General features: G+C 38.3%; 16 protein-coding genes. 12 read left to right on the forward strand and 4 right to left on the reverse strand.

Annotation, left to right across the window (positions count from 1 at the left end):
* Positions 1-284 precede the first annotated feature (284 nt).
* On the reverse strand, positions 285-1,838 hold the full coding sequence (locus tag K1X82_03265; protein ID MBX7181109.1) for a glycosyltransferase family 39 protein: 1,554 nt from the start codon (positions 1,836-1,838) through the stop codon (positions 285-287).
* A 362-nt stretch (positions 1,839-2,200) separates the two neighbouring features.
* On the opposite strand from K1X82_03265, the gene K1X82_03270 reads away from it, so the two are divergent.
* From K1X82_03270 to K1X82_03300, 7 genes are all read left to right on the forward strand, one after another.
* Positions 2,201-3,277 carry an ABC transporter permease gene (locus tag K1X82_03270; GenBank protein MBX7181110.1) on the forward strand — a complete coding sequence of 359 codons (1,077 nt, stop codon included), beginning with the start codon at positions 2,201-2,203 and terminating at the stop codon, positions 3,275-3,277.
* Positions 3,278-3,913: 636 nt separating this feature from the next.
* The gene (locus K1X82_03275) at positions 3,914-5,764 is read left to right on the forward strand and encodes a type IIA DNA topoisomerase subunit B (GenBank protein MBX7181111.1); all 1,851 of its coding nucleotides are present in this window, start codon (positions 3,914-3,916) and stop codon (positions 5,762-5,764) included.
* A 15-nt stretch (positions 5,765-5,779) separates the two neighbouring features.
* Entirely contained in the window at positions 5,780-6,271 is a 492-nt protein-coding gene (locus K1X82_03280; GenBank protein ID MBX7181112.1) for a hypothetical protein, read from the forward strand.
* A 3-nt stretch (positions 6,272-6,274) separates the two neighbouring features.
* Positions 6,275-7,612 carry a hypothetical protein gene (locus K1X82_03285; GenBank protein ID MBX7181113.1) on the forward strand — a complete coding sequence of 446 codons (1,338 nt, stop codon included), beginning with the start codon at positions 6,275-6,277 and terminating at the stop codon, positions 7,610-7,612.
* Between the two features lie 2 nt (positions 7,613-7,614).
* Complete coding sequence (locus tag K1X82_03290; GenBank protein ID MBX7181114.1) at positions 7,615-8,574, forward strand: hypothetical protein; 960 nt, start codon at positions 7,615-7,617, stop codon at positions 8,572-8,574.
* A 9-nt stretch (positions 8,575-8,583) separates the two neighbouring features.
* Complete coding sequence (locus K1X82_03295) at positions 8,584-9,042, forward strand: hypothetical protein (GenBank protein MBX7181115.1); 459 nt, start codon at positions 8,584-8,586, stop codon at positions 9,040-9,042.
* Positions 9,043-9,075: 33 nt separating this feature from the next.
* Complete coding sequence (locus K1X82_03300; GenBank protein MBX7181116.1) at positions 9,076-10,149, forward strand: alkane 1-monooxygenase; 1,074 nt, start codon at positions 9,076-9,078, stop codon at positions 10,147-10,149.
* A gap of 220 nt (positions 10,150-10,369) precedes the next feature.
* Here the strand turns inward: K1X82_03300 and K1X82_03305 are convergent, their stop codons facing one another.
* Positions 10,370-10,987, reverse strand: coding sequence for a hypothetical protein (locus K1X82_03305; protein MBX7181117.1), 618 nt, complete (start codon positions 10,985-10,987; stop codon positions 10,370-10,372).
* A 157-nt stretch (positions 10,988-11,144) separates the two neighbouring features.
* Between K1X82_03305 and K1X82_03310 the strand changes: the two genes are divergently transcribed.
* The 3 genes from K1X82_03310 to K1X82_03320 all read left to right on the forward strand — a co-directional run bounded on the left by K1X82_03310 (position 11,145) and on the right by K1X82_03320 (position 15,646).
* Positions 11,145-12,722, forward strand: coding sequence for a T9SS type A sorting domain-containing protein (locus tag K1X82_03310; GenBank protein ID MBX7181118.1), 1,578 nt, complete (start codon positions 11,145-11,147; stop codon positions 12,720-12,722).
* 99 nt (positions 12,723-12,821) lie between these two features.
* Positions 12,822-14,492 carry an AMP-binding protein gene (locus K1X82_03315; protein MBX7181119.1) on the forward strand — a complete coding sequence of 557 codons (1,671 nt, stop codon included), beginning with the start codon at positions 12,822-12,824 and terminating at the stop codon, positions 14,490-14,492.
* A 542-nt stretch (positions 14,493-15,034) separates the two neighbouring features.
* Complete coding sequence (locus K1X82_03320; protein ID MBX7181120.1) at positions 15,035-15,646, forward strand: FMN-binding negative transcriptional regulator; 612 nt, start codon at positions 15,035-15,037, stop codon at positions 15,644-15,646.
* Between the two features lie 80 nt (positions 15,647-15,726).
* Here the strand turns inward: K1X82_03320 and K1X82_03325 are convergent, their stop codons facing one another.
* Positions 15,727-21,336, reverse strand: coding sequence for a hypothetical protein (locus K1X82_03325; GenBank protein MBX7181121.1), 5,610 nt, complete (start codon positions 21,334-21,336; stop codon positions 15,727-15,729).
* Positions 21,337-21,533: 197 nt separating this feature from the next.
* A complete protein-coding gene (locus tag K1X82_03330; protein ID MBX7181122.1) occupies positions 21,534-22,256 on the reverse strand; it encodes a tetratricopeptide repeat protein in 723 nt (240 codons plus the stop codon).
* Between the two features lie 347 nt (positions 22,257-22,603).
* On the opposite strand from K1X82_03330, the gene K1X82_03335 reads away from it, so the two are divergent.
* Entirely contained in the window at positions 22,604-23,167 is a 564-nt protein-coding gene (locus tag K1X82_03335) for a hypothetical protein (GenBank protein ID MBX7181123.1), read from the forward strand.
* Positions 23,168-23,171: 4 nt separating this feature from the next.
* Positions 23,172-23,918: a 23S rRNA (guanosine(2251)-2'-O)-methyltransferase RlmB gene (gene rlmB / locus K1X82_03340; protein MBX7181124.1), complete on the forward strand. Its 747-nt coding sequence runs from the start codon at positions 23,172-23,174 to the stop codon at positions 23,916-23,918.
* Positions 23,919-23,921: the final 3 nt, after the last annotated feature.

Here is a 23,921-nt window from a genome sequence, read left to right on the forward strand (position 1 = left end):
TTAATGCAATAAGAAACAAAATTGTCCTTAGGATATTTGCATGTGTAAGAAATGAAAAAAAGTACGAAAAAAATTTTCAGTACAATGTAAATTGAACATAGAAATCCGAAAGCGTGACCCGAACGCCTTAGCAGGTTTTTGGGTTTTGCAAATAGTAGGGTAGGCGGAGGGGGCCCGCATACAAGGTATTTAAATCAATAATAATTTAGTAAGGATGACCTTTTTAGCAGTCTCTGGTTAATGGTATCTAAACACGATTCTCCTGGCCGAATCAACCCTTCTTTTTAAGGAAATTGAATTTTCTTTATTTCCGGGTCCTGCAAGATAAATTCCGGTAAATTTCCATCATCCCGAATGGCCAATGGAAACTGGAGCCGCTTGGCCTTAATAACCTGCATGGAATCGGGAATGAAGTCGTATCCAATGTGTTGGGTGTAAAACATCAGCGGAATTTGTCCAAAAATGGTTACATCGGCATTAAATACCACATGGGTTTGTTTGGGTAATTGGGTTTCAACCAGGTTAATGAATTGTCGCTGAGCTAATTTCGGAAAGCGTTCGTCCTTTAAATCTGCCCAAACCATGCTGTGGTTGCTTTTTATTTTATGAAAGTCTAACAGTCCATAACTACCCGCCAGCAGCACTATTCCGACAAAAAGCTTTACCATCCAACCCGTCTTTACTAAACCAGTTAGCCAACTCTCTATGCCTTCAATCAATGTTCCTAATGACAAAAAAACAAAGGGTGAAACAATTAAACAAAAGGATACCATTTTGGTGGTGGCCAGGGTGTAAAAACCGTAAACAAGGAAGATGGAACCTGCTACCATAAGGCGGTAATTGAGCCCTATCCGCTTCAATAAATAAACCAAAGAAAAGAGTAGGAGGTAGGGAACTAAATCTCCAGCTGCATACAGGTATTTTAAGGCTTTCCAATGAAACCAAACATCGCCACCGTGGTTTTCTACAGCTTCAAAAAAGTGTCGGGTGTTTAAACCATATTCATACCAGGCTTCTGTGGTATAATTCTGAATAATATACCATTGCCAGGGAAGGAAAATGCAGCAACAGATTAGAAAGGAAAGAAGGAGAGGGGAGTAAGGTCTAAGTTGAAATGGATGCTCCCTGTTTTTCCAAACTAAAACCATGAACCACATTGGAAAAACCAACCAGCCCACCAGCCACTTCACTAAAACAGCCATGCCTGAAAATACTCCTATCGCAACTATCCAACGTCGATGGCAAAAATCCATGTATTCAAACCAGGACCAAAAACTGGCACCTACATAAAATAGAAAGCAGCTGTCATTGTGGTCGGTTGCAAATTTTCCAACCACTAGTTCCAACGGAAAATAGGCAAAGGTGAAAAGGATGGCTGCGTAAAATCCCGCCCGACTATTCACTGCAATTTTTCCTATTCGAAAAACCATTAAAGTCAGCAAACCATGCATAATAATGTCGGGTAATCTTACCGACCATTCGTTTGCCCCAAACCAATAAATACTTAAGGCTATTTGCCACAAAAACATGGGCTGTTTATGTAACCAAACATGGTTTCCCGACCAAATTCGGTAATCATAACCTAAAACAGGATGCTCATACAAGGTTGGTTTTAATGGATGTTTAATTAAGTTCTTGGCAACCAAGGCATGAAATTGCTCATCCCATAAGTTTAAAAATGGATCTAATCCGGCCATAAAAGAAGCAATTGCGATGGAGGCTAGAAATAAAATGGCAATTCCTCCCAATTCCTTGCCTCGTTGAAATTGAACCATGGAGAGCACTAGCAATAACCCGGATAAAAGAAGCAGAAAATCATTGGTTAATCCGGTAAACATGGTTTGGTACTTATCACAAAGAAAGGCAATTCAGGTTTACAGCCCTTTATTTAGTTCGTTCTGAGCTGTTTTTATTTAAAGCCTGGCCCGGATTCATTTGTTTTTTCAACCAAATTTTGATTATCCTATCCTTATCTGAAATGGTTGGTATTTATACTAATCGCCTCAGAAATAAACAACTAAGCCGGATATTTCCATATTCGAATTGATATTAGTCAGCATGAAACTGAACCTTCCTTTATTTTCTCTGCTTGTTCCGTAATCCCTTCTTAACTATGGAAAATGACTCTATTAACATTCCTGTTTAAAACTCCCGGTTTGCCCTTGTCTTTGCACCATGTTCGTCTGCTATTTTTGCCGAAATGACCAAGTATATCCTCCGACAAATCTTGTATTCCCTCTCCATACTTTGGGGGATTGCTACCTTGGTTTTTGTTTTATTCAACTTGCTTCCGGGTGATCCTTCCCGACTGATGTTAGGTCAACGAAGCGATGTTGAAACTGCCAATAATATTCGAAAAGAACTGGGATTCGATCTTCCATTATCCCGCCAATACCTGCTGTTTTTGAACGATCTTTCCCCAATTGCGGCCTTATCGACTAACCCTGAATCCCATGCTTTTTCCGATACTTCCAAATATGGACGACCTATAAGATTACTTGGAATAGGGTCCGATAAGTTTCTGTGCATCAAGAAGATATACCTCCGTCGTTCTTACCAGTCCAAAAAGGATGTTTCCGATATATTGCTCGAAACCTTTCCCGGGACTGCCGTACTTGCCATTTCCGCCACCCTCTTGGCTATTTTTATAGGGATTATCTTGGGAGTGGTTTGTGCCCTCAAGCAGGATTCCCTTCTCGATCGATCACTTCTCATGCTTAGCGTAACCGGTATTTCCATGCCTTCGTTCGTTGCTGCCTTGCTCATTCTTTGGGTTTTTGCCTTTCTATTGGGCGATTTTACCGGACTTCCCATTAGCGGTAGCTTGTACGAAATCGATGAGTTTACCGGAGAGCATCTGGTTTTGAAAAATTTAATTCTGCCATCTATAACGCTAGGTATCAGGCCTTTAGCTATTGTGGTTCAACTTACCCGAAATGCTATGCTCGACGTCCTCGGAATGGATTATGTTAGAACTGCTCGAGCCAAAGGACTTTCACCAGCCATAGTTTTGTTTAAGCATGTGATTACCAACTCGTTAAATCCGGTTATTACTGCCATTTCAGGATGGTTGGCATCGCTCATGGCCGGAGCTGTTTTTGTTGAAATGGTTTTTGGTTGGAAAGGATTGGGATTCACCATGTTACAAGCCTTAAATAATTATGATTTACCGGTTGTTATTGGTGCTGTTTTATTGGTATCGGTGGTTTTCGTTTTTATCAACATCCTGGTCGATATTTCTTATGCCATCCTGGATCCCCGCATCAGACTAGGGTAGGACAGTTTAATTTTTTGTAGGCGGGCCCCTTTTTGCTTCCAACCTGATTCCAATATTCAAAATGACCTGCACGGGCAAAAAGGTCACGCTATCGGCTGTAGTCCTCGTCCACCTAGGCTATCGCCGTAGGTGTCCTGTGGGCTACTTGCCTCTATCGTTGCCCGAGGGCTTCGACCTTACCTTTGTGCAATTGGATTAAGTTCCTGGGTTATTCGATAGGTCCATTAAACCCAATTTAATCATTAGGAGGATTGAAAATCTGAACTACTTGATTTAATTGAGGTTACACCTCCCGTAGCCTTTCGGGAAGAGTTTGTGCATTTCTAATGCGCAACCTGGTTTAAATTGTTCTAATACCCGAACGAATGTTCATTACTAAGCTGCAATTGTGTTTTGGGTAATTGGCAACTTCCGAGATATAAATGTTTAATCCATACAACTCTAATAACAACAAGTATCCTTGGCTCAAAATTTATTTGTATGGTAAGTTAAGGGTAAGTTGCTATTTAGGATTTTGAGCTGATTAGTCTGTTCTCACTTCCAGGTATTTCATCCTTACTTTTCCACCTCCGTTTTGTTTATAAATTCCTGGTCCTTTCTCTTGGTGCAAAAGGATTTTCGGTATAATTTTACCCCATGGCAGAAGAAGAAGTAGTTAAATACGACGAAGACAATATACGAACCCTCGATTGGAAAGAACATATTCGCCTTCGGGCCGGTATGTACATCGGTAAATTGGGCGATGGCTCCAGCACCGACGATGGTATTTACATTCTCATTAAAGAGGTAATCGATAATGCCATCGATGAATTTGTAATGGGAAATGGTCGTACCGTTGAAATTACAGTGAAAGATAAACGGGTTAAGGTAAGAGACTATGGTCGGGGTATACCGCTTGGTAAAGTTATTGATTGTGTTAGCCGTATCAATACTGGCGGTAAATACGATAGCTTGGCGTTTAAAAAGTCTGTAGGTTTGAATGGGGTAGGTACCAAGGCTGTCAATGCGCTAAGCACCTATTTTAGGGTTCAAAGTATCCGCGATGAAAAAACCAAAGTAGCTGAATTTAACCAAGGCAATATTGTATTGGATGCACCCATCGAGGATTGCAACTTGCGTAAAGGAACCATAGTGACCTTCGAACCGGATGATACCATTTTTCATAATTTTCATTTTATTCACCAGTACATTGAAAAAATGTGCTGGAACTATTGCTACCTCAACCCAGGCCTAACCATTTACCTAAATGGAGATAAAATTTATTCTGAAAATGGACTGAAGGATCTGCTTCAAAACAATATCAGTGAAGAAATTCTTTATCCTATCATTCACTTGCGAGGCAATGATATCGAAGTGGCCCTTACCCATGGTAATAGCTATGGGGAAGAATATTACAGCTTTGTTAATGGTCAATTTACCACTCAAGGCGGTACCCACCAGTCTGCATTCCGCGAAGAAATAGCCAAAGTGATTCGGAATTTCTATAAAAAGGATTTTGAAACTACCGATATCCGCACCAGTATTATCGCTGCTGTAAGCGTGAAGGTAATGGAGCCTGTTTTTGAGAGTCAGACCAAGACTAAATTGGGTTCAGCCGTTATTGCGCCGGATGGTCCTTCCTTGAAGTCATTTATTGGAGATTTTCTAGCCAAGGAACTTGATAATTACCTGCATAAAAATCCGGAAACTGCCGATGCGTTGCTTCGGAAAATTTTGCAAAGCGAAAGGGAAAGGAAAGACATGGCAGGTATAAAAAAATTGGCCAAAGAGCGAGCAAGAAAAGCCAGTTTGCACAACCGAAAATTGCGCGATTGCCGATTGCATTTTAATTCCACCGACGAACGAAGACTTGAAACTACCTTGTTTATTACCGAGGGAGATAGTGCAAGTGGTTCTATTACCAAAAGCCGGGATGTAAATACACAGGCCGTATTTAGCTTAAAGGGTAAACCTTTGAATTGCTATGGAATGACTAAAAAAGTGGTTTATGAAAACGAAGAGTTCAATCTATTGCAAGCCGCTCTGAACATTGAAGAATCACTCGATGATTTGCGCTACAACAATATTGTAATTGCTACCGATGCTGATAACGATGGTATGCATATTCGTTTGTTGATGATAACCTTCTTTTTGCAATTTTTCCCTGACTTGGTAAAAAATGGTCACCTGTATATTCTTCAAACGCCCTTGTTTAGGGTTAGAAACAAGAAAGAGACCCGGTATTGCTACTCGGAAGAGGAAAGAATTTCTGCTATTGAAGCCTTGGGTCCTCGTCCGGAAATTACCCGATTTAAAGGACTTGGAGAAATATCCCCGGATGAGTTCAAACATTTTATTGGAAAGGATATTCGGCTAGATCCGGTTATTATTGGTAAAGACGCCCATATTAGCCAATTGCTTTTATACTATATGGGTGGAAATACTCCGGATAGGCAAATGTTCATAATTGACAATTTGAGGGTAGAGGCTGATTTGGTTGAAAATTAGTACATTTGAAGCCGTATGACCAAACATCTTTGTGTTTTATTCCTTTTTCTGTTGATTGGCGGAATACTTCATTCCTGCAAAAAAACGGAATACACTTACCAGATAGAGAATGAAAATCTGTATCCTGACAATGCTGGAAAGGTTAAGTTAAAATCCGATGAACAATATGTTTCCATCCTCTATGCGAATTTGTTTCAGGAGGCATTAGGTGCCAACGAATTGGTTAGGGTGGTTCGTTGCATAAAAGCCAATGGCGATAAAGATTTGATTCATGAAGTATTGGTTTCCAATTTTATGAATCGTCCGGATGTTCAATTGCCAACTTCGGAAATAATGCGGGCAAATCCGGATTCGTTTATAGTAGAAACATACAAACGTTTTTTGGTTCGCTTCCCAACAGAGGCTGAAAAAACATGGTTTAGAAATTACATCAATACTCACCCAACTGTTACCCCAGAAATCGTTTATTCATCCTTTGCAATTAGTAACGAATATCAATTTTATTAGGCTATGCAACGTCGATCATTTATAAAAAAGGCAGCTACTGCAACAGCAGGTGCCTTTGCATTGCCTTATATTTTGCCTAGTGGTAGGTTGTTCGCAGCCTCGGGTGTTCCATTAGCTGAGCATGTTATTTTGATCATGTTTGCCGGAGGGGTTCGTCAACAAGAAAGTGTTTTACAACGTTATCTGGAAGATAGTCAGGGAATGCCAATTCCCGGTAATATCATGTACAATCTGTTTAATGGATCTGCACCTACTGCTAAAATTGTTTATGGTACAGATGGATTGCTTGCAGGTGATACCCCAATACCTTCCATTTTAAACCAAACATTGCAAAGTCAGGGAACCTTATTTTCTGAACTTCGAACCGGAACTACCGGACATTACAATGGGTTGAATGCCTTGGTTCAAGGAAATACCTTGTATACCCAAGGATTGAAGCAAAAGCCTATTCATCCAACCATTTTTGAATATGCCCGCCGACACGGTGGTTTTGCAGCTTCCAAAGTTTGGTTCGTTGGAAATGGAATCGGAAATTCAACCCCTTTATTGAATTATAGTACCCATCCGGATTATGGCCCAGCTTATGGAGCAAATTTTTTGGCACCAACCATAGTTTTTGGAAATGAAGGAGAAACCTATATGTCTCATAGTAAAGTCTATCATCCGGAGGAAGAGTTAGGTCCCATGTATGAAATGAAGTATTTTTTGGATAATAATTTCAAAAATGCTGCCGGTACCTTGGAGGGAATTCACAATACAGAGGAAGAAAAGCAAAGTATAAAAGAGTTTTTTAAAGAAATGTACCAAAAGTCATTGGATGGTACCGTAGCCTTTCCTCCGGTGAATGATAATGGAGATTTAAAAACCATTGGTTATGCCTGTGAATTAGCAAAATGGTTTAAACCCAATTTGTTGGCCGTTAATATGAGCGCTGTAGATGGTTGCCACAGCGATTTTACCGGGTATCTGAAAGCATTGCACCGCGCCGACCATGCGGTAGCTCATATATGGAATTACATTCAAACACAAATTCCTGAAATGGCTGGAAATACCGCAATAATTTTAGCACCTGAATGTGGAAGGAATTTAAATCATAATCCAATTAAAGACGAAAACGACTGGTATGCCTTTGATCACAGTGATCAAAACTCTTTGCGCGTATTTGGTATGATGGCCGGTCCTTCTATTCCAAGCAATTTGACAGTTGGTTCCAATGTTCAACCGGTGGGAAATACGGTAGATGTGGTTCCAACCATTGCCGAAATTTTAGGTTTTAAAAATGAAGTTGTTTCTTCCGGTTTATTAGCGTCAGATTCATTAAGCTGGTTTGAACGAATGTAACCATGATTAAGAAGTTTGGATATCAGTTGGTTTTGGGTGCAGGAATGTTCCTGCTGGGACTTTCTGCATGTAAAAAGGAAAGTCCTCAACCTTTTCGAAACGATGATACCAACCAAGGTGGCAACCCGGATTCGGTTGCTCCCCCGGATCCTAAATCCTTTGCCGGGCTACAATACTACATTTTTAAACCTACCTGTGCAAACAGCGGCTGCCACGATGGTACCTTTGAACCTGATTTCAGAACCATTCAAAGTAGTTACAATACCTTAGTTTATCGGCCAATAATTAAAAATAATCCCCAAGGTACTTATACCTTTCGGGTTGTTCCTTTCCAACCGGATGCATCCGTATTGATTAATCGGCTCACTACCGATATTGATGGATTAAGTGGTATTATGCCCTTAATTACAGATCCGGATGCTGAATGGAATCAAAACAAAGCAACCCATATTCAAAATATTAAGGATTGGATAGCAGATGGTGCCAAGGATATTTACGGACAAATTCCTCAGCCCGGTAACCGTGAACCGCAATTGTTGGGAATTATGGTTACACCGGTAGGAAGCACAATTCCATATCCCCGACAAGGTACTTCATCGGTTGAGGTTACTGCAGGTGTAGGAACAGTTGATGTTTGGATTGCCATTGGAGATGATAGCACTGCCGTATCTTTATTAGGTAATCCTTCCATTAAATTTTCCGGACAACCGTATAATTTTCAAAATTCAACTATTCAAAGTTTGCAAAATGTACCCGGTTCTGTTACCGGACCCGGATTTTCGGGAGATGTAGTTCAATTTACTCACAAAGTGAATTTTGCCATGCCTGTTTTTACCGGTGATACCGTTATTTTTTTTAGATCCTATTTTCAAGATCCGGCTCAACCGGCTCCAACCGAAATTCCTGAAAGCGGAAGTCTAAATCATGTGATTAATTATTGTTCATTTAAACTCTCAAACTAATTGTTGTAAATGCCTGTAATTAAGAGTTATAAGTTTTTGTGTTTAGTGTTCATTTTCGGATGGATTTGGTTTTCATCTTGCAAGAAAAAAGCTGAAACCAATACGGCGCCGGAGATTTCGAATTTGATAATTACCCCACATTCCATTTTGGAGTGGAAGGATACTGTTGAAATTCGATTTGATTACAAAGATTTGGAAGGAGATCTTGGAGAAACTGACCCCAATATTAAAACCTTGGAAATAAAAGATTCAAGGTTAGAGAAGTCTGATTTTTACCACATACCACCAGTTACGCCAAGCGATCAGGTGTATTCGGCACAAGGAACCTTAACCGTAAAATTAAATTCGATGTTCAGGTTGGGAAATGCTGCATATGAAAAGTTTACCTTTACTATTTCACTTCGAGATCGTGCCGGAAACGTCAGCAATGAAATAAGAAGTGATACGTTGCAAGTGACAAAATTTTAATTTGAAATTATAACCTTTAACTTTAATCATACCATGAGAACCAAATCGTTAAAATATTGGATGGTCATGCAAGGACCGATTATTGGAATAATTTCCTTTTACGGACATGGAATATTAGCCTGGTTATTACCCATTTATGCTTTTGTAATAATTCCTATTGCCGAATTGTTTTTACCCGCTTCCACTCAAAATATGTCAGAAATGGAAGAGGAAGTTGCATTAGCCGACCCTTTTTATGATTGGGTGGTTTATTTGTTGGTTCCCATTCAATATGGTTTATTGGCTTTTTATTTATATATTGTTTGCTTTACTGAAAATTCCACCTGGGATTTTGCAGGAAAAACCTTTTCCATGGGAATTGCTTGTGGTATTTTAGGCATTAATGTTGCCCATGAATTAGGGCATCGGATTAAACCCTCCGAAAGGTTTATGTCCAAGGCTTTGCTTTTAACTTCCTTGTACATGCATTTTTATGTGGAGCATAACCGGGGGCATCATAAAAATGTGGCAACTCCAAACGATCCTGCAACATCCAGGTATGGTGAAGTAGTTTATTTTTTTTGGATACGCTCAATAATAAATTCTTGGCTCTCTGCCTGGTCATTAGAAGCCAAACGCATGAAGAAAGAAGGTAAATCCACATTGTCATTTTCCAATGAAATGATTAGGTATATCTTTATTCAACTTGGCTTTATTGGTTTAATTTATTTGGTATTCGGTTTGAAAGGTATGCTTAGCTTTTTAGCTGTAGCCACTATCGGATTCCTATTGCTTGAAACGGTGAATTACATTGAGCACTATGGGTTAACCCGTAAAAAAAGTCAAGGAGACAATTACGAAAGGGTATTGCCTGTTCACAGTTGGAACTCCAACCATTTTATTGGCCGGTTGTTGTTATTTGAATTATCCCGCCACAGCGATCATCATTACAAAGCTAGTCGTAAGTACCAAATTTTGAGACATTTTGAAGATAGTCCTCAAATGCCAACCGGTTATCCAGGAATGATTGTTTTAGCTTTGGTACCGCCGATTTGGTTTTATGTGATGCATAGGAACATTGAAAAATATTCTGAAATGCATCCGGAAGCTGTTAAAGCTTGGGCCTAGTTGTTTCTAAATGTAATAATATACGGAAAAAGATTGGGCTACGGTCGGGTAGGGATAGAGCCGGTTACCCCACAGGTAAGAGACGCCTTAGCGGCGATTACCGAGGAGTAACAGCGATAGCCCGACCATTCGCCTTGCACCCAATTCGAGGGAAGGGAAATAACTATTGGCGAATGGGACCCGCCAAATAATAAAAACGAAGAATAAATAAAAGGTAGAACTAAGCGGCTGCCATACGTTCCTTATCCCTTAAAATCTCTAGGGTTTTAACAGCTTTTTTGAACAAGGCACCTTGGTCCTGGTTTTTTTCCAATTTAGGGTAAATTGGGGAGGCCGGACTAAAAATTACGGCATTGTTGGTATTCCCGAAGAATTTAGACAATTCAACCGCTTCGGTGGTACTGTTGGCGCTTAAGATAATGGTCGAATAATCCATTAATTTGAGCATGGTTTGACTATTTCGATCACCAACAACGATGATTCCAACTACTTTTTCGTGGATAATTTTACTAAGTTTATGCAACTTATTAATATCGTCCGATTCGTTCATCACCCAAACAACCTTCTTTTCGGGAATAAATTGCAGCGCTTCTAAAGCATCGGTAAGGCAAGCACTCAAGGAGTCATTGTAATAGGTAACACCTTCAATTTGAGCAACTTTCTCACATCTGGAATGACCGGAATAGATATCGGAAACACTTTCAGAAACGATTTCCTGATGTAACATTAACAGCAAGGTATCAAAGTCATCATCCGGAGGAGCGATTAGGTCAGTATGTTGAGAAGTTCCAATCATTTTTCGACGAGTAAAAATAGAAATTCTTTGAGATCTTAACATAGCCTATTAATAAATGGTTAAAAAAAATCGTTAAACAACCAAACCAGGACTAATTATCAATTAATTAGATAGCAGAGCAGATTGAATAGTTTAAGTGAATGATTGATTTTTTTTATTGGAAATTAAGACTATTTTTACTTTTCAAAAATTTATATAAATGCAAAGGATTATTTGGTCTTCATTGATTATTTCCTTATTATGGATTAATCAAATAAATGCACAGACTTGGGCTACTGATGTTGCTCCTATTTTATTTAGCAAATGTGGGAGTTGTCATAATCCGGGAGGAGTTGGACATTATTCATTATTGACTTTTGAGGATGCTTTTTATTTACGGTATTCCATTCAGGATAAAGTTGTAACCGGAAAAATGCCACCTTGGCCTCCGGATACCACCTATAATCGTTTAGCTCATGAACGAATTTTGAGCCAGCAGGAAATACAAACAATTTCATCCTGGGTAGATAACGGAGCTGCAAGTGGAGATTTATCTATAGCACCCCAACCTCCGGTTTACAACAATGGTCCGGAGTTGTTGGATTACGATTTGGAATTAACTATGCCAACTTACACTGTTAATACCGTATCTGATTTGTATCGGTGTTTTGTTTTACCTCCCAATTTAACTCAGGATAAAATGATTAGCGCCTTAGAGGTAATTCCGGGGAATAAGAATATTGTTCACCACGTTTTAGTTTTTTCTGATACAACCCATCAAGCCGCTGCCTTCGATGCCGCTGATTTAGAGCCGGGTTATACCAATTTTGGAGGAATTGGAACACAGAATCCGACTTTATTGGCCGGCTGGGTTCCGGGTTCCACTGCCATGAAACTGCCAACCAATTTTGGAATAAAATTGTTTGCGAATGCGGATGTGGTGATTCAAATTCATTACCCCAGTGCGGTGTTTAACCAAGCAGATAGCACTAAAATTCGCATAAAGTTTGCCTCCTCAACCACCGGAATAAGGCAAGTCAATACTGCACCCATTCTGAATCATGTTTTTGGATTAACCGATGGACCATTAGTTATTCCTCCAAATACCACCAAGACTTTCCATGAAACCTATACCATACCGGCTGTAAATGTTTCTGTTTTAAGCGTGGCACCACATATGCATTTGATTGGTAGAAAGATAGTTGCATATGCTGTGTCACCGGCACAAGATTCTATTCCTTTTATACGGATAAATGATTGGGATTTTCATTGGCAAGGTTTTTATAATTTTAAAAAAGTGGTTAAAATTCCGGCAAGTTCCACTCTGTGGGGAGAGGCCTTTTATGATAATACCACCGCCAATCCATTTAATCCTGCTAATCCACCTCAAACAGTTAGTTTGGGCGAAGGAACAAATGATGAAATGTTCTTAGTTTATTTCCAGTACACTCCGTACTATCCCGGTGATGAAAATATAGTAATTGATAGTTCAGATTTTTTTACCGGAACTCAAGAATTTGATTTTTCAGATAAAATTAAAACCTTGCAAGTTTATGAACCCTATCCTAATCCGGCCGGGTCAAACCTGTTTCTGGATTTCTACAACCCATCTTGTTCCAATGTTCAATTGAGAATTAGGGATTTAAATGGAAAAATTCTGCTCTCCGAAATGTATGAAGACATTTTACCCGGCGTAACAACCAAGAAATTTAATGTGGAAACATATAGCCGTGGTACCTATCTTTTTGAATTGGAATCCAATGGGTTAATTCGTTCAAAAACCTGGATTAAGGAATAGTTAAGAAAATACATATCGTTTTTTTTCATTTCCTTCGTATTTAAAGGTTTTTCTCCTATTTTTATCCCCTGTCAAGTTAACCTAAAACCTATAACTACTATGGATAAGAACCTGTGGCTTAAGAATTACCCGGAAGGCATTCCGCATGAAATTAGTCCCAACACCTACAACAATGTGTTGGAAATTTTTGAACAAAGTTGTAAAAATTATAGTGATTTACCCGCGTTCGAAAACATGGGTGCTATTTTAACTTACCAGGATTTAGAGCGATTGGCCAGTAACTTTGCAGCCTATTTACAGAACAAAACAGATTTAAAGCCTGGAGATAAAATTGCTATACAAATGCCGAACGTATTGCAATATCCGGTGGCTTTGTATGGAGCTATGAAGGCCGGATTAATTATTGTAAATACCAATCCGTTATATACTCCTAGAGAAATGGAATACCAATTCAATGACTCGGGAGCTAAAGCTATTGTAATTGTGGCAAATTTTGCCAATAGTTTGGAGCAGGTTATTAAAAACACCTCCATTAAACATGTTTTTTTAACCGAAATTGGAGATTTGATGGGATTTCCTAAAAAGCATATTGTCAACTTCGTTATTAAATATGTTAAAAAGATGGTTCCGGGCTTTAATCTTCCCGGTGCAATTCCTTTTGGTGATGCAGTGGCAAACCATGGACTAAAATACAATAAGGTTAAAATTCTTCCGGATGACATTGCCTTTTTACAATACACAGGAGGTACAACCGGTGTTTCTAAAGGAGCTATTTTGAACCACTTTAATATAGTGGCCAATATGGAGCAAATGAAGGCCTGGATGCAAACGGCAGTAAATGAACGAACCGAAATAATTATTACTCCGCTTCCTCTTTACCATATTTTTTCTCTTACTGTCAATTGCTTAGGTTTTATGGCAATGGGAGGCAAAAATGTACTTATTACCAATCCAAGAGATATACCCGGATTTGTAAAAGAATTGGGAAAACATAAATTTACCATTGTTACCGGAGTAAATACATTGTTTAATGCTTTACTTAATAATCCGGATTTTAACAAATTGGATTTTAGTCACTTAAAGGTGACAGTTGGAGGGGCAATGGCTATTCAAAAACAGGTAGCCGAGAAATGGAAACAAGTTACCGGCTGTGTTCTTACCGAAGGGTATGGATTAACTGAAAGCTCTCCTGCTGCCTCTGCCAATCCAATTGTTGGTGGAAAAGATAGGATTGGTACCATAGGTTTACCTATTCCAAGTACGGAGTTTAAACTTACCGATGACGATGGAAACGAAGTTCCAATTGGCGAACCCGGCGAAATCTGGATTAAAGGTCCTCAAATTATGCAAGGTTATTATAACAAACCGGATGAAACGGCCAAGGTAATTACCGTAGACGGTTGGCTAAAAACAGGTGATGTGGCTATTTTTACCGAAGAAGGCTACTTCAAAATTGTGGATCGTAAAAAGGATATGATTTTGGTTTCCGGATTTAATGTTTACCCCAATGAGATTGAAGATGTTGTTGCCTCTCATCCCGGAGTGTTGGAAGTTGCTGCAGTGGGTGTAGCCGATGAAAAATCAGGTGAAGTGGTAAAAATATTTGTTGTCAAAAAAGATCCAAATCTCACCGAAGATTCAGTTCATGCCTATTGTAAAGAAAATTTGACCGGTTATAAACTGCCTAAATACATTGAGTTCAGGACAGAATTGCCTAAAACCAATGTCGGTAAAATTTTACGAAGAGCACTTAGGGACGAAAAGAAGTAATTCGCCCATACAAACACAGGCCCGGTTATTCCTTATAATCGGGCTTTTTCATTTTAAATTAGGTATGCTTTTAACCTAAATCTTAACAACTAGAATTTCTATTTAAATACCTATTAGGCGGGCTCCCTCCGCCCAACAAATTTTTTGCATAAGCCCCAATTATGTGCCCGGGCGTTCGGGTCACGCTTTCGGCTGTAGTCCAAGCCCACTCCGCTAAACGCTGCGTTGGCTTGGAGCTACTTGCCTCTATCGTTGCCCGCGGCGCAGTCTAATAGTTTTGTTTCAAATCCAACTTGCAACAGTATCTATCCGTGCTCTGCAAGGGGGCACCTTTTCAAACCTATCATTGGGCCCAGGTATTTTAAAAATAGTCTAAAAACCAGGTTGGGTTTAGCTGATAAATGCCGATTCAATACCTGGTTAGTGATACTAGGGCAAAACATCTTGGACATTTACAGATATACCAACGGTTTGACTATTTTTGATGATTGGATGTATTATTTGGTTGGTTTAATTGAATAGAAAGGTCCAATTCGTTAAGTATGTACATTCCTAAGCATTTTCACATGAAGGATGAGGATATCCTATCATTTATTAAGGAGTATCCTTTTGGAATTCTTATTTCCCAATCACCGGATGGAATTAAGGCTACCCATATTCCCTTTCTTCTAAAACAAACCAATGATTCTTTTGTTTTAATAGGGCATATTGCCGAAGAAAATCAGCATGCCAAATTCTTAAACCAAGGCGAGCATCTAATAATCTTGAATGGTTCTCATGCCTACATTTCTTCTTCTTGGTACAAGAATACCAATGTTTCTACCTGGAATTATGAAGCCGTTCATTTGTACGGAACTATTCGGATTTTGAATGAAGTTGAATTGGTAAATGCCTTAACCGATTTAACAAATACTTACGAATCGCATCAAGAGAATCCAAGAACCATGGATAAAATTCCGGATAAAATGGTCAAAGCCTACATTCGTGAAATTGTTGGATTTGAATTTCAGCCAACTAAAATTGAAGCCAAGTCCAAACTTTCTCAAAATAGGAATAAAGAGGACTACCATTCCATTGTTAACCACCTGGAAAAGCAAAATGATTTTTTAGCTCATCAGGTGGCTGAACAAATGAAAAAGAAAGGATTAAAATAGGTTTATTCTAAATTGTTGTTCTTTGGTTTTGGTTGGTTGAATTCAAGAATTTGGTTCTTCATCCATAAATTATGTAAAGGCTAGGAGGGAGGAACTTCTTGAACTACCTCAACCCAGGTTCCGGCCTTTCTTGCTGAGTAGTTATTGTCATACATGGTTTCACAACTAGGTCCGGAATAGAAAAATCTCCCTAAGTAAGCAGCATTTAGTTGTATTCTGAAAACCTTTGTCTGATTTCTATCTAAATTAAAATAGGTATACACTCGATCATCTCGAATATCCTGATAGGTGAAACTGCTGTTACTAAGCTGTTTGCCTAAATTGCTATTGTCTTCCATACGAACATTCCTAATTTCCCAACCACTGGCAAAAACTTGAGACAATGCCAATTGCCTTAGGTCTAATGAACTAATTGGATTTGCAATAGTTACTTCTGCAATAAAGTCTGTTCCTTGCTCCAGTTTTGAAACAGAAATCGGGTTACCTTTCAAATCGGTATAGCGCACATTCATATTCATATTGCTCGAATAGTCTTTGGTTTGTTGAAAGGATGGACGACCTGATATGGTTAATTGAACAAATAAAGGACCTCCTTTACTATCATTTTTTATTTGGATTTTTCCTTTAGCCTTTTGATCCATTTTTAAATCTTGTTTATAGCTAACCGAAGTGGATTTAAAGGTTTGATTAACCCCATTGATAATCAGGTTACCTGAAACTCCTTTTTGACTGGAACTTCCAAAGAACTTAGAAAGGGCAATTAATGTGTAAGCCGTAGTTTGAGTGCTGCAATAACTGTCATTTGTCATTTCTTTCGCAAGTCTTTGAACTAAAGCCAAACTGAGGTTCTTTTGCCCCAATAAGGTTAGAGTTTCTAAGATCATAGCTTCGTCCCTCGTGTTTGAACCAAAGCTATAATCTAATTCCCGATAGAACTTGACGGTAGTAGGTTGATTGGCGATTAGTTTGGAGGCAATTTCTTTTTGACCACTTAAGGCATAAGCAGCAGCTAACCTCCATCTGGCTTGAAAACTTAAATTGGATTTTTCTCTTAAGCGATTCATGGCACTTAAGACAGGCGCTTTAGCCAAGGCCAGGGTATATAGTCTATAAGCCTGAATAAGGTCGTCATCATAAAAATAATAGCCATGGTGGTAATTATAAGGTTTCCAGCTTAAGGCAGTTGTTTTTTGAAACTCAATCCACTTTGATTTCCATCCGGAAGGTAAGCTATAACCTTTAGCTTCTGCTTCCAACATAAAATGGCCACCGTAATTGGTTCCCCACGTGTCGGCATATTGTTCACCAGGCCAATAGGATAATCCTCCGGAAGTAGTTTGGAAACCTTTAATCCGGTCAATACCATGTTTAATGTTGTTATCTATATCAGCCTTTAACTCTGGAGATAAGTCCATAACTTTACTTAAAAACAGCTGTGGAAATACGGATGAAGTTGTTTGTTCAATACAGCCATGTGGGTACACAATAAGTTGTTCCAACCTCTTTTCTAATCCAAAATTTTGAACAGAAGATACTTCAATACTGCCCTTATTAGTACCCAATGATCCAAATGCAGCATAGTCTAAAGTTATGGATTTTCCGGGTTCAACCAGTTCATTAACAACCCTGGTTTCAGGTAGATTTGGATTTCTGATTTCGATTTCAATTTCATCTTTTGCCTGGTGTTTTCCTGAACTTGCCAAAACACCGATTTTAGTTACTCCAGTGGTGTTATTTACTTTTAATTCAAATGTTGCAACCTGATCTCCAACCTCATTAAAATGTAGGTTTTGAACGGAAGACGAAACTACAGAAACCTTGTTGCCAACCTTAACTTGTAGCGTAACATCCTTCACAGATTTTTCCATCGCAAAAACGGTAACCGGGAGTTTAACCGTTTCTTCTGGTCCTAAAACTCTGGGCAAGGTTGCCAATACCATTAATGGTTTTCGAACCGTTACCGTTTTTTCTCCAAATCCATAGGCTCCATCTTGTCCTGCTATCACCATTACTCTTGCTGAACCGACATACGCAGGAATTGCAATGGAATGGGTTTGGGTTTTACCGCCCTCCAGGTAAAACGGTCCCAAAAATTTGACCATAGGTTTAAAACGATTAGCTTTTGAACCTTCTTTACCATTTAAACCTTCATCTCCCCCAATTCCTAAAACTGTTTCAATTTCTCCGGCCCAGGCTCCGATAACTTGATCGAATAAATCCCATGTTCTAACGCCCAAGGCTTCACGGGCATAAAAATGGGACCATGGATCAGGAGTTTTAAATCTGGTTAAATCCAATAGACCATCATCAACAATGGCTAAGGTATAAGTCATAGCTTTTCCATTTGCTTCCTTTACCTGTACAGTGGCTTTAGATTCGGGTTCAACAACATCGGCCATGGAAATAACAGGTTTTAAGTGTGTCTTCAGATCTTCAATTCGAATTGGAATTACACCGTATTGTCTAATGGGAAGATCATTTATAGTTTGGTTAAAAGGCTGAACCAGCGTTACATAGGCGTAAATATTGGGGGCCATTTCAGGAGAAGCCTTAAATTTTACCTCATTTTGACCTTTGTTTAAATTAACCCAAAATGCTTTAATTACTCGGGATCCGGATTCGAGACTGATTAAGGCCTTGCTGTTTTCCATACCCGGGATGGATAATTTAATGTCTGAACCGGGTTCATAAACTTCTTTATCGCAGCTAAAATTGATGGTTGAAGGCGCTTTTCCTCCATCGCCTTGTCTCGTCCACCAATTCTCCCAATCAAACCAAATTTCCGAACTGGCGGTATGTCCACTTTCCACATCAGTAACTTCCAACTTGTATCTTCCCCAATCATTGTCCTTTATCTTTACTATAAACTGACATAATCCATCCTTTCCAGTTGTTTCTTCGAGGTTGATAGTTTCGGTTCCGTATTCGTAACTTTCATAATCATAATCACCATCCTCATTATCCCACCACCAACGCCATGATAATTTTTTCAAAACCAGGTTCATTTTTCTGCCTGATGTACCAAGGCCTTGTTCATTTACTGAAACAACTTTGATCGTTTGTTCCTTACCGGTAATCAAAGGTTTGGGTTGCAAGGCATCACCGGGTTTAATAAAACCGGCATAGTGAGAATAAGGCGAATAATCGATCGAATATTTGTCAATACTAAAATTTCCTCCTTCTTCATAAACCCTGGTTTTGAAGTAAATTCTAGCCATGCCATTGCCTTTGGCTTCATTGTCTAACGAAAGTGTGAAGTTGGTATTTCCATTGGCATCTAACCTACCATCAAACAAGATGGACTCTTCTCCTTCAATGGATTTATTTGAATTTTCGAAAGTATATCCTTTAAACGATTTGAATTCGGTTGGAATTTTTCCAAAACTCACAGCTACATCTGCTTTTAAGTTTCTGGCAGGTGCTCCATGCAACCATTTGGAATTAAGTTTTATTTCTTGGGAATTCATATTGGATGTAAACTTTTCAACTCCCGGATCTAAATTGATTTTTAACCGATTAGGCATTACGGTTTCAATTTTCAGGGTTTTGGAAAAACTAGTACTTCCAACTTTAAAATTGGCGGTCCAATTTCCTGTAGGAGAACCTTTATCTGTTACTACTTTAAAGGTGTAGAACCCATTCAAAGGATTGGCTTTAACCAAGCGTTTAAACAACTGACCTTGAGGGGTAAACAATTCCATAATTACAGGCAAATGTTCCGGAAGTCTTTTTTGTTTATCCTCTAAAATTAAGTTTAGAAACAAAGAATCACCCGGTCTCCAAACACCTCTTTCTCCATAAATAAAGGCTTTGATACCTTTCTGCACGGTTTCTCCACCTATATCAAACATGCCTAATTGTTGATTTGACCATTCATCCACCTTTAGATAGCCTCGTTCAGCTCCTTTTTTTGCAACGATGATAAATGCAGGATTTTTAAGGGTAGTCAACACCAACCCTTCATCATTGGTAATTCCGGTATGGATGAGTTGTTTTTGATAATCGTATAATTCAACCGTGATACCACTTAATGGTTGTGCGGTATTGAGGTTGCTTACTGCTATTAAATAGGTGTTGTCGTTGCCTTTTTTTGCAATTATGCCAAAATTGGAGGCCAAAATATTTCTTGTTTGGGCACGAGCCTCCCGGTAGTAGGCAATGTTACAAGGGTTATCTCTTTGCGACCATTCATATCCCTCACCTTCTTCGTAATCATTTTCTGAATAATCGTAGTAATAACCCCAACGGGTTGGACCTTGAGACTCTTCCTGATCCGCATGCATTTCTTCCAATTCAATCGGGCTATTACTAACACCTGGACAATTGCAAATTCCATAACTTTTTTTGAAACTTAAACTAACCCGATAAATTGCTCCTGGTTCGGTTTTGACCAATTTAGAAATATCTAATCCATATTGTTTCCAATCATTGGTTGGGGAATTTGAATTGCTTAAAAGAATTGTTTTTTTTCTGACTACTTTACCCACTCTTCCCAGTTCACCATTATCTCCAATGGAGTTGGTTTGAAGAAATTGGGTCATATTGTTCTCGAAAATTTTGACTATTTTTACATCAACAGCCTTTAAATTAATTGCTTCAAAAGGAATAATTAAACCTTTACCATCGGGCAAAATAGTGCCATTTCCCAGGATTTTAACTGCCGGAGAGTTATTTGCAAAGGAAACCGAAGCAGTATAAGTTTTCCCCAGCTTTTTACCATGAGCGTTTGAAACATCTCCTAATACTTTCAAGGTATAGGAACCTGTTATTTTGGATGAAGTATATAACCTAACTTCATTAGCATTATGGTAATATTTAATATCGCTTAGCCCTTCCAATTCAACTAAACCTTGAGGTAAAAATTGTTCAGGTAAATAATCAGAAAACTGTACTGAAACATATTGCTCACCCGCATTTACAGTTCTTACCTTGGTTACCTGGAAGGTATTAATGGACGGAATTTCAATTTTCAATTCATCCGATTTGTCAATTCCAATGCTTGATCCATCGTATTGAATTAAAACTTCACTATCCGATTGTCCTCGGTGAATACTATCAACACTAAAACTATGACTGCGTTGATCGGCACTGTGAACCCATAGTGGCACCAATCCGGATTTTTGACTTTTAAATGTAAAGATTTTTTCCAATAATTGCCCATCTATGGCGTCGGCAGTTACAACGCTTCCTTGCATACCAACCAACCCTTCTTCTGTAGCAGAATGTCCTAATACATTTTCAATTTCTATTTGAATATCCTGCTTAATTGTTTTAAAGGCAAAATTGAATTGCTTTAATTCATCTTTAACAGGAAGTAATTTCTCCAGTTTGAAACTGGCTTTATAGATTTGATTTGAAGCCAATTTCTGATCTGGCTTGAATTCAATTGTTTTGGCATCAGTCCAAACTACCTTTCCAGAAATATTCGGCTCAAATTCAAAATACTCATTTTCCACTGCTGTATTTAATTCAACAGGTAAGCCAACATCGGCAGACATAATTATCTTAATAGAACTCTTAGTTGAAATGGTGCCTGCCGTAAATGCTTGAATATATTCTGCAAATTCAGGATTGATTGGTGGAAATAACTCGGCTTGAATACCCCTTGCATTAGAACATTGAAATGACTTTAAGGTAGACAATGAAATTAGTAGTCCTCCTAAAAGGCTGATAAGAAAAATCCTTTTCATTTTGAATGGAATAAATATTTCGGAAAACGTTGATAATTAATGAATTATTTCAATTGGAAGAAATTTGAAATTTCAGTTCAATTGGAAATAAAAAATCTAATAATTTCCAAGGTGAAAATAATTAGCCAATTAAAAAGTAGGAAAATAGTTATTAAAAAAAACCAACAACAACGATGAATGTCAAATAAACAAATAGGCTATTGAAAGGTTTTCATAGATTCGATTTCCGAATAAATTTCTTTATCCTCTTCGGCAGAAACTAAATCTCCAAGTTTAATTTTGGCAATAGCCCTGTTGTAATATGCCAAGGCGAATTTGGGATCCAATTCAATGGCTTTGGTATAATCTTTTAGTGCTCCGGAATAGTCCATGAGTTTGCGTTTAGACATTCCACGGTTGTTGTAAAATATAGGATTGGTAGGCAAAATTGCTATTGCTCGGTTATACATTTGTATTGCTTTGGTAAAATCGCCTTTTTTTCGGTAAATTACTCCCATTGCATTGTAACCCTCGGCTAGGTTAGGATTGAGTTCCAAGCTTTTTTGCACATCTCTTAATTCTCCTAAACTATCTTGGTATAAACCTAGAATAACCGAACGATTAATATAAGCTTCTGCCATTTTGGGATCCAAAGCAATGGCTTTGTTATAATCTGCTAATGCTCCGTTGTAATCTTTAAGTTCTTTTTTTGTTTTTCCTCGGTTGCAATAGGCAATAGCATAAGTAGGGCTTAATGAAATAGCAAAGTCATAATTTGCCATAGCCGATTGGTAGTTTCCTTCCAGGTGCTCTTCATCTGCTGTTGTGGTAAATTGCTTAGCATAAACTAAGTTCTCGCCTTCTCCTTCAGGTGTTGTAGTTTTTCTACAACTGCCTAAGAATATGAGCAATCCTATACAAATGCCAAAAATAGCTTTCATTTCGAATAGGCAATTTTAATAAAAATATCTTGAACCTATGGAAATAATCGTTAAACAACCGCTTTTTTGAAGACGAAAGTACAATAGTACACCTAATTTGGTAGAGAGTTGTAAAGTGGTTATTCTAAAACTATAAAAACCAATTTTCATTTTCAATCATTTCAATTACTAATTTTTCTCTAACTTCATACCAATTTGGGCTTGGAAATAAAGGAGGAAGTTCGCTGTTTTAAATATATCAGAAGGTGAAAACCTGGATTGACAACAATTTTCTTCTAAGTAGAATACTTCGTTCTATTTAGTAATAAGCATCCAATTACCTGATTTCCTGTTTACTTTTGCAGCGAATGCATGATATTGAACCTTTTTACCATTGGGATAGTCATTATTCTGCCGAATCTGATCCGTTCTCTCCTTTTTACCAGGTGGAGCATAGTGAATTGTATTTTACCAACACTGTATATAATTATTACATCCATCCTCAATGGGAGAATTTTGGCTCTTCAACTTTATATTTGAAAATTCTCTATGCCGATTACACCGATTCCAATGCCGCAATTATTGAATTGATTGGTGAATGGAACGATGCACTTCACAACGATATCATGTATTTAAAAAGGGAAATTGTTGACCATTTCTCTAGCCGTGGAATTAATCATTTTATTTTAATTGGTGAAAACGTTCTTAATTTTCATAGTTCAGATGACGAGTATTATCAGGAATGGATGGAGGATGTGGAAGATGGATGGATTGTTTTTTTGAACTTTAGAGAACATGTTATCCGTGAAATGAAACTTTCCCGAATCCATCATTGTGTAGAATTGGTAGAAGAGGAGTTCAATTGGAGAAAATATCAACCTCTGGAATTGATACATCAAATAAATAGCTTTATAAATCGCAGAATCAATTAGTTAAATGGAGAATAGAAATAAATCCGGTATTATTTTTGGAATACATCCTGTACTGGAAGCACTTAAGGCCGGCAAGGAGTTGGAAATGGTTTTTGTTCAAACCGGTTTGAGAGGACAAGGTTTTCAGGAATTGCAAAAATGGCTTTCTGATAAGAAGGTTGTAGTTAAACATGTTCCAATTCAGAAACTTAACCAGTTTACCCGCCAAAATCACCAAGGGGTTGTGGCTCTAATTTCAGAAGTGGATTATCAGCCCATTGAAGAAATTGTGACAGGTATTTTTGAGAAAGGACTTAATCCATTAATTGTTGTTTTGGATAGGATAACAGACACCCGAAATTTAGGTGCTATTGCACGTTCTGCTGAAAGTGCCGGTGCTCATGCTATTGTTGTTCCAGCCCAAGGATCTGCCTTGATTAATGGGGATACCATAAAAACTTCTGCTGGTGCATTAAACCATATTCCGGTTTGTAAAGTGAAAAATTTAACCGATACCCTTGTGTATCTCAAAACTTCCGGGCTTCAAATTGTGGCTGCTACCGAAAAGGCTAATTCATTTTACTATCAAACCAATTTAAGTTTACCAACGGTTATCCTAATGGGATCAGAAGAGACAGGTATTTCATCCAACCTATTTAAATTATGTGATGCCCAAGTGAAAATTCCAATGCTCGGACAAACCGGAAGTCTCAATGTGTCAGTTGCGGCAGGTATATTATTGTACGAAGCAGTAAGGCAAAGAGTATCGTAAGGC

The sequence above is a fragment of the Bacteroidia bacterium genome (assembly GCA_019695265.1).
Taxonomy (GTDB): domain Bacteria; phylum Bacteroidota; class Bacteroidia; order JAIBAJ01; family JAIBAJ01; genus JAIBAJ01.